Origin of the sequence: Silanimonas sp. (assembly GCF_027531545.1) — a bacterium.
Taxonomy (GTDB): domain Bacteria; phylum Pseudomonadota; class Gammaproteobacteria; order Xanthomonadales; family Xanthomonadaceae; genus Silanimonas.
Genome location: NZ_JAPZSC010000002.1, coordinates 226,561 through 240,967, shown reverse-complemented (window position 1 = coordinate 240,967; position 14,407 = coordinate 226,561). Strand labels below are relative to the sequence as shown.

General features: G+C 66.8%; 10 protein-coding genes and 1 tRNA gene. 7 read left to right on the top strand and 4 right to left on the bottom strand.

Annotated features, from left to right (window positions below):
- Window positions 1-114: 114 nt before the first annotated feature.
- Complete coding sequence (locus tag O9280_RS03730; protein WP_298338936.1) at window positions 115-762, bottom strand: GGDEF domain-containing protein; 648 nt, start codon at window positions 760-762, stop codon at window positions 115-117.
- Between O9280_RS03730 and O9280_RS03725 the strand changes: the two genes are divergently transcribed.
- From O9280_RS03725 to O9280_RS03695, 7 genes are all read left to right on the top strand, one after another.
- Complete coding sequence (locus O9280_RS03725; RefSeq protein WP_298338901.1) at window positions 761-3,718, top strand: DUF1800 family protein; 2,958 nt, start codon at window positions 761-763, stop codon at window positions 3,716-3,718. The two genes, O9280_RS03730 and O9280_RS03725, sit on opposite strands and share 2 nt — an antisense overlap.
- A 3-nt stretch (window positions 3,719-3,721) precedes the next feature.
- Entirely contained in the window at window positions 3,722-5,179 is a 1,458-nt protein-coding gene (locus tag O9280_RS03720) for a DUF1501 domain-containing protein (RefSeq protein WP_298338898.1), read from the top strand.
- 133 nt (window positions 5,180-5,312) lie between these two features.
- Complete coding sequence (locus tag O9280_RS03715) at window positions 5,313-7,529, top strand: DUF1800 family protein (RefSeq protein ID WP_298338895.1); 2,217 nt, start codon at window positions 5,313-5,315, stop codon at window positions 7,527-7,529.
- Between the two features lie 3 nt (window positions 7,530-7,532).
- Window positions 7,533-8,993 carry a DUF1501 domain-containing protein gene (locus O9280_RS03710; RefSeq protein ID WP_298338893.1) on the top strand — a complete coding sequence of 487 codons (1,461 nt, stop codon included), beginning with the start codon at window positions 7,533-7,535 and terminating at the stop codon, window positions 8,991-8,993.
- A gap of 70 nt (window positions 8,994-9,063) precedes the next feature.
- Complete coding sequence (locus tag O9280_RS03705; protein WP_298338890.1) at window positions 9,064-9,519, top strand: hypothetical protein; 456 nt, start codon at window positions 9,064-9,066, stop codon at window positions 9,517-9,519.
- Between the two features lie 88 nt (window positions 9,520-9,607).
- A complete protein-coding gene (locus O9280_RS03700; RefSeq protein ID WP_298338886.1) occupies window positions 9,608-11,398 on the top strand; it encodes an acyl-CoA dehydrogenase C-terminal domain-containing protein in 1,791 nt (596 codons plus the stop codon).
- A gap of 313 nt (window positions 11,399-11,711) precedes the next feature.
- Window positions 11,712-13,472 (top strand): methyl-accepting chemotaxis protein, encoded by a 1,761-nt coding sequence (locus tag O9280_RS03695; protein ID WP_298338883.1) that lies wholly within the window; start codon window positions 11,712-11,714, stop codon window positions 13,470-13,472.
- Window positions 13,473-13,566: 94 nt separating this feature from the next.
- Here O9280_RS03695 and O9280_RS03690 read toward each other — a convergent pair.
- The 3 genes from O9280_RS03690 to O9280_RS03680 all read right to left on the bottom strand — a co-directional run bounded on the left by O9280_RS03690 (window position 13,567) and on the right by O9280_RS03680 (window position 14,405).
- Window positions 13,567-13,643 (bottom strand) — tRNA-Pro (locus tag O9280_RS03690).
- Between the two features lie 86 nt (window positions 13,644-13,729).
- On the bottom strand, window positions 13,730-14,125 hold the full coding sequence (locus O9280_RS03685; protein WP_298338880.1) for a MerR family transcriptional regulator: 396 nt from the start codon (window positions 14,123-14,125) through the stop codon (window positions 13,730-13,732).
- Window positions 14,106-14,405, bottom strand: coding sequence for an integration host factor subunit alpha (locus O9280_RS03680; RefSeq protein ID WP_297866961.1), 300 nt, complete (start codon window positions 14,403-14,405; stop codon window positions 14,106-14,108). The genes O9280_RS03685 and O9280_RS03680 overlap by 20 nt, the downstream gene beginning before the upstream one ends.
- Window positions 14,406-14,407: the final 2 nt, after the last annotated feature.

Sequence of the window (14,407 nt, the reverse complement as noted above, 5' to 3'; positions counted from 1 at the left end):
GAAGCGCGCAAGCAAGGAATGGAAATCAGCAATGAACCAGTTCGCGATACTGTACGAAGACCGCTTCACCCTCGCGCCGCGCTGAGCAGCACGAAGGCAGATTCAAAAACCGCCTCACACACAAAAATTCAGACAGCCCCCGCGGAAGCAGCGCTGCATCACCTGCGCGGTCAGCAACAGCACTTCGTCACCATAGAGATGGCCGAAATTGTCGTTGATGCGCTTGAAATGGTCGAGGTCGACCATGCCCAACCAGTGCTCGGCGTGCACCGTACGGCGCTCCTGGCCGCCGTCGAACTCCTGCACGATGCGCATGTGGGGATCGTCGGTGACAAGCTTGAAGACCTTCTCGTCGAAGGTCTTGCGGTTCAGCAGGCCGGTCAACTGATCGCGCTGGCTGTAGTCGAGCAGGCTGCAGTAGTTGCCGTAGAACTGCAGGAAGGCGTCGATCAGGCGCGAGTCGTCGAGCACCGAGGCGTCGGAGTGGTAGACGACGAGATAGGTCGTGAGGCTGCGCACCTCGGCGATCGGGAACAAGGCCACATGGCTGCTGACGCCGGCGTCAGGCTCCATCCAGCGCAGGCGCGCACCATTGGCCATCCGGGCACGCGCCAACAGGGGCGCGGGCACTTCACCCACCTGCACCACCACACCCGAACCCGAGTCCTGGGCCCAGAGGGCGCCTTCACGACAGAGTTTGCTCTCAAGCCGGAAAAGGCCCACGCGACGGGGACCCAGCAACTGGAACAAGGTGCGCAGCATGCTCACGTCGAGCAGGTTGGAGTCCCGGATCGACGTAAGCCCTGCCATCCTCTCGAGGATCTGCGGGGCATGCTGGGTGGACACGGGCGCGGGCTGCACGCGGTACGGAATTCTGGCAAGGCGCTCGCCGCGCAGCGTGACAGGTCGGCCCCGGGTGACGCAAGCGGAAAGCGTCGGCCATCAACCCGTAAGCCACCGTGCCGCGCCCCCAACCGGCTCGCACTCAAGTCGCCCGCCGCTTCCCGGCGGTTTACGACCGGATGCCGGGGCGTCAACCGTGTCCGCTGTGCTGCGTTTTCGGAGAGAGCCCCTCCCCACCCCAGCCCGCAGGCACCCCATGCGCTCGCTCCCGCCCACCGAACCTGGTCGCCATCGCAGATTCCGCTGGGGCATGGCCGTGCTGGCCGGCCTGGCCTGGCTGATGCCCCTCGCCGCATCGTTGGCGACGACCGCCGAGCCCCCCGCATGGGTTACGCCGCCGGTGTCAGCGCCCGGCGTCACGCAGCGGATTTTCCAGAGCGCGGCCGTGGGCGGCCCGGTCAGCTACCACGTCTACCTGCCCGACGCCTATGCCGCCGAGCCGCAGCGACGTTTCCCGGTGCTTTACTGGCTGCACGGTTGCGGCCCCAACCCCCAGTCGGCCATCGCCCCCCTGTCGGCCGCCTTCAAGGATGCGATCGCGCGCGGCCGCATCCCACCGTTGATCCTAGTCTTCCCGAACGGCCTGCCTTGCGGCATGTACACCAACGCGGTTGGCGGACGCCAGCCTGTGGCATCGATGATCGTCAACGACCTGCTTCCGGAGGTCGATGGCCACCTGCGCACCCTCGCTGACCGCCGCGGCCGCATCATCGAGGGCTTCAGCATGGGGGGCTACGGGGCCGCACGTCTCGGCCTCATGCACCCGCAACGCTTCGGTGCGGTGTCGATCCTCGGTGGAGGCCCATTGCAGGCCGACTTCCTCGCCCCGGGGCCGGGGCTGCAGCCGCTGGAGCTCCGCCAGCGCCTGCTGGACCAGATCTGGGGCGGTAGCCCGGCGGCTTTCCTCGCCGACAGCCCGCGCACGATTGCCAGCAAGGCCGCCACAGCCCTGCCGAACCCGCTGCCGATTCGCCAAATGCTGGGCGATGCCGACTTCACTCTACCGGCGAACCGCGAGTTCCATGCCCTTCTCAACAGCCTCGGCATCGCCCACACCTACCGGGAGGTGCCCGGTGTCGAGCACGAGATGTCCGATCTGATGACGGCTTTGGGCGACGACTACTGGACTTTCTTCGCCGAGGCACTGGTGACCGCACCCACCACCACGACGACACAAGCCGACGCGTCGCGTCTGCTGACGCAGGCGAGTTTTGGCGCACGCTGGTCGGACATCGAACGGGTAGCGTCGATCGGCACGAGCGCGTGGATCGATGAACAGATCGCTACACCGGCCACCCTGCATCTCGATGCCCTGGACGCGCATTACAAGGCCCTGCTTCCCCTGTACAACCTCGGGCCGACGCCGGAATCCTCCTGCGTGCTCTCGACCCTCTGCCGCTACGCCCGGCGCGATGTCTGGTGGCGCACCGCGATCACCGCGCCCGACCAGTTGCGCCAGCGCGTGGCCTTCGCATTGAGCCAGTTCTTCGTGGTCTCCGATCTCAATGCCGACGTGAACTACACCCAGTACGCACCGGCCGATTTCTACGACACGCTGGTGGTCAACGCCTTCGGCGACTTCCGCACGCTGCTCCGTGATGTGAGCCTGCACCCCGCGATGGGGCGCTATCTCGGCATGCTGCAGAACGAGAAGGCCGACCCTGCCAAGAACACCGAACCCGACGAGAACTTCGCCCGCGAGGTCATGCAGCTCTTCTCGATCGGTCTCTCGGAACTGAACCCCGATGGCACGGTGAAAACGGACGCCCTCGGCGCGCCACGACCCACCTATGGCAACGACGAGATCACGGCGTTCGCGCGGGTCTTCACCGGCTGGAACTTCGCCAATGCCACGCGTTGGAAATTCAACAGCAACAACGCCGGCATCCCGGGCTACATCGACGCCATGCGACCGATGGAAGCCTTCCACGACACCGGCAGCAAGACCCTGCTGCGCGGGCAGGTGCTGGCCTCGGGCCGCACCGCGACGGCCGACCTTGACAGCGCCATCGACAACCTGGCCAACCACCCGAACGTCGGGCCCTTCCTGGCGCGGCACCTGATCCAGCGGCTGGTGACCAGCAACCCGTCGCCGGCCTATGTCGGCCGGGTCGCCGCCGTATTCGCCGACAACGGGCAAGGCAAGCGCGGTGATCTCGCGGCGGTGGTGCGCGCCGTTCTTCTCGACGTGGAAGCACGCGACCCAGCGGTGGCGGCCGGGCCGAACTACGGCAAGTTGCGCGAGCCCCTGCTGCGCTTCACCGCGTTGTGGCGGGCCTTCGCCTCGCCCGGCGTGGCCGTGGCGAACGGTGCCGGCCGCGTCGAAGGCATCTTCCGCTTCTTCAACACCGACGGCCTGCTGGCCCAGGCGCCCCTTTCGGCGCCCTCGGTCTTCAATTTCTACCGGCCGAACTACCGGCGTCCCGGCGAGATTCGCGACCTCGGCCTGTTCTCGCCGGAGTTCCAGATCCTCAATGACAACACGGCGCTCAACATGGTCAACCAGTTGCACAACGCCACCTTCAACGCCGACCGGGACGCGCCGGGCATCAGCCGGATGCTCGGCGGCCCGCTTGCCACGCTGGGCAGCCATGGCCTCAACCTGAGCACCGAAAAAGCCCTTGCCGTGGCCGATCCGGCCGCGTTTGTCGACCGGCTGAACCTGCTGCTGATGGGCGGGACGATGAGCCCCGCCATGCGGACCGTGCTGATCGACGCGTTGCGCACCATGCCCACGGGTGACGGCGGCCGCCAGCGCGCCGAAGACGCGCTTTTTCTCATCCTTTCCTCCCCGCAGTTCGCCATCCAGAGGTGATGCATGCGCATGTCACGCCCCGAGGACCCCGCCCGCCGCCGACTGATGGTCGACGCGACCCGCATCGCGCTCGGCAGCGCCTGCGGCATGGCCATGCTCGGGCGCCTGCAGATGGTGCAGGCGGCGAGCCGCGCCGACGACTATCGCGCCCTCGTCTGCCTGTTCCTTCTGGGCGGCAACGACAGCTACAACATGGTGGTGCCGCGCAACACGAGCGACTACGCCAGCTATGCCGCGGCGCGGCCGAACCTCGCCATCGCCCGCGAGACCCTGTTGCCGATCACACCCTCGGCCGGCAGCGCCGGCGCGGATTGGGGCCTGCATCCGGCCATGCCCGAGATGGCCGCGCTGTTCCAGCAGGGCAAGGCGGCACTGCTGGCGAATGTCGGCCCCCTGATCGTGCCGACCAGCGCCGCCGACGTGCAGCAGCAGAGCGTGCCGTTGCCGCCCGAGCTTTTCTCGCACATCGACCAGCAGGCCCATGCCATGAGCCTCGGTAGCGAAGTCGCGGCGGCCCCCGGCTGGGGCGGACGCCTTGCCGACCGCCTTACCGAGCGCCTCGGCATCCCGGCCGGGTCCGGTCGCCTGCCGCTGTCGCTCACTCTGTCGGGAAACAATGCCTGGCAGAACGGCGCATCGGGCGGGCTCTACACCCTAGGGGCGACCGGCGCGACACGGCTTGATGCGTCGTTGCGCAGCACCGGCAACGCGCGTTGGGACACCCGCCGCGGCGCCTTCAATGCCCTGCTCGATCTGGGCAAGCGAGAGAGTCCGGTGATGGTTCGTGCGGCGGCCGAGGCCACGCGCACGGCACGCGATTTCTCCGAGTCGGTCAACGCCGCCATCGACGGCGTGACGATCACCACGCCCTTCCCATCGAGCACCCTCGCGCAGCAACTGCGCACGGTGGCTCGGGTGATCGGCGCCCGGCGCACACTCGGCCAGACGCGGCAGGTGTTCTTCGTCGGCTTCGGCGGCTGGGACACCCACGACCGTATGCTGGAAGATCACCAGACCCTGCTCGGTACGGTCTCGCAGGCCCTCGGCGCATTCCACCAGGCTACCGTGGAACTCGGCATCTCCGCATCGGTCACCAGCTTCACGATGAGCGATTTCGGCCGCACCCTCAACAACAACGGCGACGGCACCGACCACGGCTGGGGCGGCCACAGCTGGGTGCTGGGCGGCGATGTCGTCGGCGGGCGCTTCTACGGCACGATGAACGAGTACGCGCTGGGCAGCCCGCGTGACGCGGGCCGCGGACGCATGGTGCCTACCACCTCGATCGAACAGTTGGGCGCCACCTTCGCCCGCTGGATGGGCCTCGGCTACGGCGATGCCCTCGAGATCTTCCCCAACCTGCCCAACTTCGGCGCCGGTGCCGACTACCTGCCCATGCTGGCCAGCACCAATGCCCAGTTGAACGGCACCGGCTTCACGCGGAATCGCGGAAAGGCATGAGGTGCTCCGGAAGACGACGCAGGGGAACTGTGACCACCGCCTCCAAAGCACCGCACAGGCGGCCGTTTGACGTTGTTTGACAGACTGGGAACTGGGTAGCCTAGGCCACCCTTTCAACGCCCGGAGCGCTGACATGCGCCCCCTTCGTCAGGCACAGCTTGCCGTCATCGGTCTTGCTGTCGCTTTCGCCCTGCCCAGCGCCGCCCAATCGACGTTCACCAGCACCGCCGTGGTCGAGCACAGCGGGATGTGCCTTGAGGTGCCAGGCGCGTCGACGGCGAACAACCTGCAGCTCGTGCAGAACACCTGCAATGGGCGTCCGGAGCAGAGCTTCCGGTTCCAGGTCATCGATGCTGCCAGGCAACGCTTCAGTGTCGTAGCAACGCACAGCAATCTTTGCCTTTCGGCGAATGGCAGTACCGCGACCGACGGTCTCGCGCTCATCCAGACCGCATGTTCCAGCGGCGACACGATGCAGGTCTTCCAGCTCGAGCGGCTCCGGGGCGGTGGACTGCCATTCCGTATCCGAGGCATCTCTTCCGCCCGTTGCGTCGAGGTCACCAACAGCGACACCCGCACCAGCCGACCTGTTCAGTTCAGAAGCTGCCAAGCGCTGGATTCAGGCCGCAACCAGAACTGGACGCTTGCCGGCGCGGCGACCGCCGGCTTCGGCGCGGGCGCAGCTCCCACGACGGCCCAGGCCGACGCGGCGCGCCTGCTGATGCAAGCCACCTTCGGCCCCACGGAAAGCGAGATCAACCGGGTCGTTTCGCTCGGTGCCGATGCTTGGATCACCGACCAGTTCAACCGCCCGGCGTCGAGCCACCTCGCCACCCACCAGGCCATTCACAACGAACTGGCACCGCACCTGGGCGGGAATGCCGATGACCTGGCCTGCCGGTTCAGCTACGCCTGCCAGCTCAGCCGCCACGACACCTGGTGGCAGATCGGTGTGCGCGGCGACGACCAGCTCCGGCAACGCGTGGCCTTCGCCCTGAGCCAGTTCTTCGTCATCTCCGAGGTCAGCGACAACGTCGGCTACTCGCAGCAGGCGATCAGCGACTACTACGACACCCTTGCCGTCCACGGCCTCGGCAACTTCCGCACCCTGCTGGAGGAGGTCACGCTGCATCCGCTGATGGGCCGCTACCTCGGCATGCTGCAGAACGAGAAGGCTGACCCCCGCACCAACACCGAGCCGGACGAGAACTTCGCCCGCGAGGTGATGCAGCTGTTCTCGATCGGCCTCGTCGACCTGAACATCGATGGCACGCCGAAGCTGGATACGAACGGCAACACCATCCCCACCTACGACAACACCCGCATCACCAACCTTGCGCGCGCCCTCACCGGCTGGAACTTCAGCAACGCCACGAGCTGGTGGAACTGGGAGGACGACGTCAAGCTGCCAGGCTTGATCAGCAACATGACAACGTGGCGGACGGCGCAGGGCGAGATCTACCACGACACGGGCGCAAAGACCCTCCTTGGCGGCACCGCGGTGCCCGCCGGCGGCACGGCGGCCGCCGACCTGAGGATCGCCCTCGACAACCTCTTCAACCACCCCAACGTCGGGCCGTTCCTCGCCCGCCACCTGATCCAGCGCCTCGTCACCAGCAACCCCTCGCCGGCCTATGTGCGGCGCGTGGCCGAGCGCTTCAACAACAACGGCAGCGGCGTGCGCGGCGACATGCGCGCCGTGGTCCGCGCGGTGCTGATGGACCCGGAAGCCCGCGATGCCGCCCAAGCGCAGCAGTACGGCTACGGCAAGGTCAAGGAACCGATGCTGCGCTTCTCGGCCGTGCTGCGTGCCTTCAACGCGGAAGGGCAGGCCGTGGCGACGACCGGCGGGGCGACGACGCGTGGCCTGCTGCGCAACCGCGGCATCGGCATCGACATGTCGCAGTCCATCATGGGATCACCGTCGGTGTTCAATTTCTACCGGCCGAACTTCATGCCGACGGGCGAACTGCGCCAACGCGGCCTCATGGCGCCCGAGCTGCAGATCCTCAACGAAGCGGTGGCGGTGAGCTCCATCAACCACTTCCACGGTCGACTGTGGCAGACGGACAACGCCGACACGACCATTCCGACCACCACCAACGATCCCCGCTTCTACTGGACGCGCTACCGCTTCAACCTGTCGGCGGAGAAGGCCCTGGCCGTGGCGCCCGAGAAGCTCGTCGACCGCATGAACCTGCTACTGATGGGCGGGCGCATGCCGGCCGACATGCGGAGCATCCTGATTTCGTCGACCTACGCCACGCCGATGAACGACGGCGGTGGCGACCGCGTGGAAGACCTGATCTTCCTGATCGCTTCGTCCTCCCAGTTCGCCACGCAGAGGTAAGCCATGGACCGCATCGACAAAGCGAACGAGCGCCGCCGTTTCCTCGCCGGCGCGAGCCGAATCGCCCTCGGCAGTGCCGCCGCGATGGCCACGATGGGGCAGTTGCAGATGGTGCACGCGGCCACGCGGGGCGACGAAAAGTACAAGGCGCTGGTCTGCGTCTACCTGTTCGGCGGCAACGACAGCTTCAACATGGTCGTCCCCCGCAGCACCACCGCCTATGGCACGTACAGTGCGGCCCGACCGGCGTTGGCGATTCCTCAGGCGAACCTGCTGCCAATCACCCCGACCGCCGGCGCGGGCGGGATCGACTGGGGCTTGAATCCGGCCATGCCGGAGCTCCGGGCCTTGTTCGAAAGCGGCCGTGCCGGTCTGATCGGCAATCTCGGCCCACTGGTCATGCCGACCTCGAAGGCGGACTACCAGAACCGCCGCGTGCCGCTGCCGCCGGAACTCTTCTCGCACGTCGACCAGCAGTCCTACTCGATGTCGATGGGCAGCGAAACGGCGGCGAAGGCCGGCTGGGGCGGACGCCTCGCCGACCGCCTGCAGGCTGCAGGCTTCGGCTCGACCATCGGCCTGCCGATCGGGCTCACGATGTCGGGCGCGAACGCGTGGCTCGCCGGCTCGCAGACGGGCATGTACACCCTCGGCAGCGCCGGCCCTTCGCGCATCGACGCCAGCCTGCGCACCGCCACCGACGCACGCAGCGTCGCGCGTCGCACCGCCTTCAACCAGCTGCTGGACGCCGCCCAGCGCGACAGCTCGGCCTTCGTCCGCGAGCATGGCCGGATGAACCGACGCGCCATCGACTTCAGCGAGTCGGTGTTCAACGCCATCAACAACGTCCCGGCGTTGGCCACGGTGTTCCCGACCGGCCGCTTCGGCGACACGTTGCGCACCGTCGCCCGCACGATCGCCGCCCGCGGCGCCCTCGGCCAACGCCGTCAGATCTTTTTCGTCGGCCTCGGTGGCTGGGACACGCACGACGGCCAGCCCGTCGACCATCCCCGTCTGCTGACCACGGTCAGCCAAGGCCTTGCCGCGTTCTACAACGCCACGATCGAACTGGGCATCTCGCGCGATGTCACGACGTTCACGATGAGCGACTTCGGTCGCACGCTGAACAACAACGGCGACGGCACCGACCACGGCTGGGGTGGCCACAGCTGGATCCTCGGCGGTGACGTCGTGGGCCGCCGCATCTACGGCACCATGCCGGACTATGCGCTGGGCTCGTCCCAGGACGTCGGCCGCGGCCGCATGATCCCGACCACGCCCGTCGAGCAGATCGGCAGCGCGCTGGCGCGTTGGTTCGGGCTCGGCTTCTCCGACGCCAACGAGATCTTCCCCAACGTGCGCAATTTCGGCAGCACCGGCGACTACCTGCCCATGCTCGCCAGCACCAACACCGTCATCAACGACGTGGGCTTCACGCGCAACCGCGGCGGCGGCAAGGGTTGATGCGGGGCCGACCTCGTCGGCCATACGCACTGGTATGCTCCGCGGGCCTCGTGTGTCCCGGAGTCTCCACGTGTTTCGAGTCGCCCTACTCGCCCTGATCGCCCTCCTCCTCGCCGCCTGCGCCAGCGGGCCGGTGAAGCGCGTGTTCCCTCCGGAAGCGCGCGTGCAGGAGATTCGCCTGCAGGACGGCCGCGCAACCGTGCAGCTTCGAGTGCAGAGCTTCAGCACCGTGCCGAGTGAAGTGGAGGCCTATGCGCTCACGCTCGAATTCGCCGGCGAGGAAGCCACCCGACTGGAGGGCGAGACCCGCCTGACCGTGCTGCCTCAGGCCGCGGAAACCTTCACCATCGAAACCACACTGGATACCGCCGCGCTGGAACGCGCGAAAGCGGCGCTGTCCAACGGCACGGCGCTGCGCTATCGCCTCCACGGCACGATCACCGTGGAACCGAACGGCCGTGCCTACCCCATCGACTACAGCAGCGCGCTGAGCCGCGCCCCCGGCCTCGACGGCGTGCTTCGCTGAGCAAGCCTTACCTGCTGGGATCGAACCTCGCACCCGCTGGCTGCTGCCCTCCGTTTTCCCCTCCCCATCGTCGACAGACCTCCTTCGCATGAACACCTACAAAGCCCCCGTGCGCGACATGAGCTTCGCGCTGTTCGACGTGATCCAGGCCGAAGCGCTCTACGCGAAGCTCGGCATCGAGGCCGCCCAGCGCGACGTCATGGACGCCGCGCTCGAAGAGGCCGCGAAGTTCAACGAGAACGTCCTCGCCCCGCTCAACGGCATCGGTGATCGCGAAGGCTGCACCTTCGACAAAGCCACCGGGGCGGTAAAGACCCCGACCGGCTTCAAGGAGGCCTACGCGCAGTTCGTCGAGGGCGGCTGGGCGGGCATCACCGCGCGCGCCGAGCTCGGCGGCATGGACCTGCCCGAGAGCTTCGGCGTGGTCATGAAGGAGATGATCGACGCCGCCAACCTGAGCTGGGGCAACTACCCCCTGCTCTCGCACGGCGCGACGGAAGCGCTCAAGCACCACGGCGAGCCGTGGCAGCAGGAGGTGTTCCTGAAGGCGATCGTCGAAGGCCGCTGGACCGGCACTATGTGCCTCACCGAGCCGCACTGCGGTTCCGACCTGGGCCTGCTGAAGACTCGCGCCGAACCGATCGCCGACGGCAAGTACGCCATCACCGGCACCAAGATCTTCATCACCGGCGGCGAGCACGACTTCACCGACAACATCGTGCACCTCGTTCTTGCGCGCTTGCCGGACGCACCGGCCGGCACCAAGGGCATCTCGCTCTTCATCGTCCCGAAGATGAAGGTCGCGCGCGATGGCACCGTGGGCGAGCGCAACGCGGCGCGCTGCGGCTCCATCGAACACAAGATGGGCATCCACGGCTCGGTCACCTGCGTGATGAACTTCGACGGCGCCGAGGGTTACCTCATCGGCCAGCCGAACAAGGGCCTCGCGGCGATGTTCACCATGATGAACACTGCGCGCCTCGCCGTCGGCATCCAGGGCTTGGGCCTCATTGATCGCGCCTTCCAGAACGCCCTGCGCTACAGCCGCGACCGCTTGCAGATGCGCGCGCTCTCCGGCGCGAAGGAGCCCTCGAAGCCGGCCGACCCGATCATCGTCCACGCCGACATCCGCCGCATGCTGCTCACCAGCAAGGCGCTGGCCGAGGGCGGTCGCCTGCTGTCCTACCACGCGGCGACGCTGGTCGACGTCATGGAGCGCACCAGCGACGAGGCAGAGCGCAAGCAGGCCGACGACCTGCTGAGCTTCCTCACGCCGATCGTGAAGGCCTGCCTCACCGAGTGGTCGGTCGAGTGCACCTACAACTCGCTGCAGTGCTTCGGCGGCCACGGCTATGTCGCCGAGTGGGGCATGGAGCAGCTGGCCCGCGATGCACGCATCACGACGATCTACGAAGGCACCACGCAGATCCAGGCGCTCGACCTGCTCGGCCGCAAGGTCATGCAGCAGCAGGGCGTGGGCCTGAAGCAGTTCCTCGGCATGATCCAGCAGTTCTGCGAACAGAACATCGGCAACGCCGCCGTCGCCGAGTTCATCGGCCCGCTGGCCACGCTGGCCAAGGAGTACGCCGACACGACGATGGCGGTGGGCCGCAAGGCCGCCGGCAATCCGGAAGAGATCGGTGCGGCCTCGGTCGACTACCTGTTCTACTCGGGCTACGTCGCCCTCGCCTACTGGTGGGCAAAGAGCGTGGCCGTCGCCGAAGCCGGCGACTACCCGGCCGACTTCAAGACGGCGAAGCGTGAGACGGCGCGGTTCTACTTCCAGCGCCTGCTGCCGCGCACCCGCCTGCACAAGGCCGGCATCGAGGCGGGCCCGGCCTCGCTGCTGGCGCTGGACGCCGCGCTGTTCGACAGCTGATCCATCACGCCGGAGGGCCCCGGCCCTCCGGCATTGGCGGCCGCGAACTGCACCTGCACGACCGCGTGGATGCGCCGCTGCCGTGCCATCGAAGGCGCCAGCATGACGCCCCCTCGCTCGTCAGCTTTCGTTGCGCAACGTCACAGCACGCATGGTCAAGCCTTCGATACGCTCGTTCGGCGAAACGCGGGACGTCGGATACGTGCTTATGGAACCCCCTTCACGCCTCCAGATCGCCGGTCCTCCATCTGCCGAAACGAGGTCTATACCGGCAGTCCCGTCCCCATGACCTGACCTGCTCTGGAGCACCTTGATGTTTCATCCGCGTTTTCCCGGCGCAGCGTTCGCCATCGTCGCCGCCGTGGGGCTGCTCTACCCCATCCTCGTGCATGCGATTGCCAGACTCGCCGACGTTCCGGTCCAACGCGCGACGTGGCTCGGGGGAGTGTCGCTCGCTCTGCTCGCCGGCTTTACCCTCCACGTGTGGCGGCGTCGCACGATCGGGGCGGACGAGCTGCAGGGCGTGCTCAGCGCCCTCACCAGCAGGGACCTGCATTCCGTCGATGCCGCAGCCAAGCGCCTGACGGCCTCCGACGGTCTCTCTTCTGGCCTCAAGGCCGCCCTGAATGAGCGCACCAAACTGCTGATCGACCTGCGTGAGCGTGGCAAGGAGATCGACGCCTTCGCCACGGCGATCCAGCTCTGTTTCCGCGAGGATCTGCCGGACCCGGCCGCCAGACTTGCCGCGCTCGCGCTGAGATTGCCGGAGTTCTGGCTGCATCCGGAACATGCGATCGCCTGCATCCGTTATGGGGGAGCCCGCTTCGTATCGATCGGGTTCAAGGATTCCCCATGGCGCCAGATCGCCCACTTCAGGACGATGGATGGCATCGAAGGCAGCATTGAACTGGCCTACACCTGCGAGCTCCCTGAACTTGACGAAGGCCCTTTCTTGGCCGAGGAACGTGTCCTCATCGACAAGCTGGCCTCGCTGCTTTCAGGCTATCTCGACAGCGACATCGGCCACCGCAATCTGGATGCAGCGGATGCCGCCCTGCGCGAGCTCAGCGACGTCATGTCGGAGACTGCGCGCGGAAACTTCTCCCGACGCATGCAGCATGACGGTGCCAACTCTGCGCTGAACAACGTTGTCAATGGCCTGATCGAAACCCTCGATCAGAACATCGGTACGGTGAGTCGATCCATGCGCTCACTTGCCCAGGGCGATCTGCGCAATAAGGTCGAAGGGCAGTTCGAAGGCGCATTCGCCGCGCTCCAAGGCGACATCAACAGCACGATCATGGCGCTACGGGCGATGCTGGGCGAGATCCAAGCGGCTGCGCAGGCCATCGACAGCGCAGCCAGCGAAATCGCCGCCGGCAACGCCGACTTGTCGTCGCGCACGGAGCAGCAGGCGGCAGCACTGGAAGAAACGGCCGCCAGCATGGAGGAACTGACCTCCACCGTACGCGGCAACGCCGAAAACGCACGCAGCGCGAACCAGTGGGCCATCGGCGCCGGCGATGTCGCCGAACGCGGAAGCCGAGTGGTACGCCAAGTGGTCGACACCATGGGCGAGATCCACGGACAGTCTAGAAAGATCGAGGACATCATCGGCGTTATCGACGGCATCGCTTTCCAGACCAATATCCTCGCGCTCAACGCCGCCGTCGAGGCGGCTCGCGCCGGGGAACAGGGCCGCGGCTTCGCAGTGGTCGCGAGCGAAGTGCGCACCCTCGCCCAGCGCTCCGCTTCCGCCGCCCGTGAGATCAAGAGCCTGATTTCAGAGACCGTTGAACGCGTCGACACCGGCAGTCGACTGGTCGACGCCGCCGGCACCACCATGGCCGAGATCCTGTCGGCGGTGACGCGCGTTACCAACATCATGGGCGAGATCAGTGCAGCCTCGGCCCAGCAGACCTCAGGCATCGAGCAGTTGAGCGCCACGGTGACCCACATGGACGAGGCCACCCAGCAGAACGCGGCCCTCGTGGAGGAAGCCACCGCCGCCGCCCGTTCACTGGAGGATCAGGCTGGCCGGCTGGCACAGAACGTAGGGCGGTTCAGGCTCTAGAGCCTGAGCGCTCTACGGTAAGACGCAGCGCAACAAAAGAGCCGGTCATCTCTCGATGGCCGGCTCTTTTGCTTCAACGAGTTGCGTAATGAATTGGTCGGGACGGCGGGATTCGAACCCACGACCCTTTGCCCCCCAGGCAAATGCGCTACCAGGCTGCGCTACGCCCCGACCGGAAAATCATTCGCTGCCAAGCAGCGAGGCCGCGCAGTATACCGACTGGCTCCGCCGGGGTCGACTGATCCCCGGCACGGCGCTCACGAACGCAGCAGCGCGAGCACCGATTCGAGCTCTTCGCGCACCTGGCGAAGAAGCGCCACATCGATGCCCGCGGAGGCGGCCACGGTGGCAGCCTTGGCCTTCGCAGCGGCCGCCGGTGCCTGCTTCTCGGTGTCGATGCGCAGGCGCGCGCCACCGATGGTGTAACCCTCTTCGTACAGCAGGCCGCGGATCTGGCGGATCACCAGCACGTCGGCACGCTGGTAGTAGCGGCGGTTGCCGCGGCGCTTCACCGGCTTCAGCGTCGGGAATTCGGTTTCCCAATAACGCAGCACGTGCGGCTTGACGTCGCAGAGCTCCGCCACTTCACCGATGGTGAAGTAGCGCTTCGCCGGGATCGGCGGCAGCTCGCGATTACTTCCCGGGTCCAGCATAGGCGTCCACGCGCTCCTTCAGCTTCTGGCCCGGGCGGAACGTCACGACCGTCCGCGCAAGAATCGGGATTTCCTCACCGGTCTTCGGGTTGCGACCCGGCCGCTCGTTCTTGCGGCGTAGGTCGAAATTACCGAAACCGGACAGCTTCACCTGCTTGCCCTGCTCAAGCGACAGCCGAAGGACGTCGAAGAATGCGTCGACGAACTCCTTGGCCTCACGCTTGTTGAGGCCCACGTCCTCGAACAGTCGCTCCGCCATTTCGGCCTTGGTCAGTGCCACGT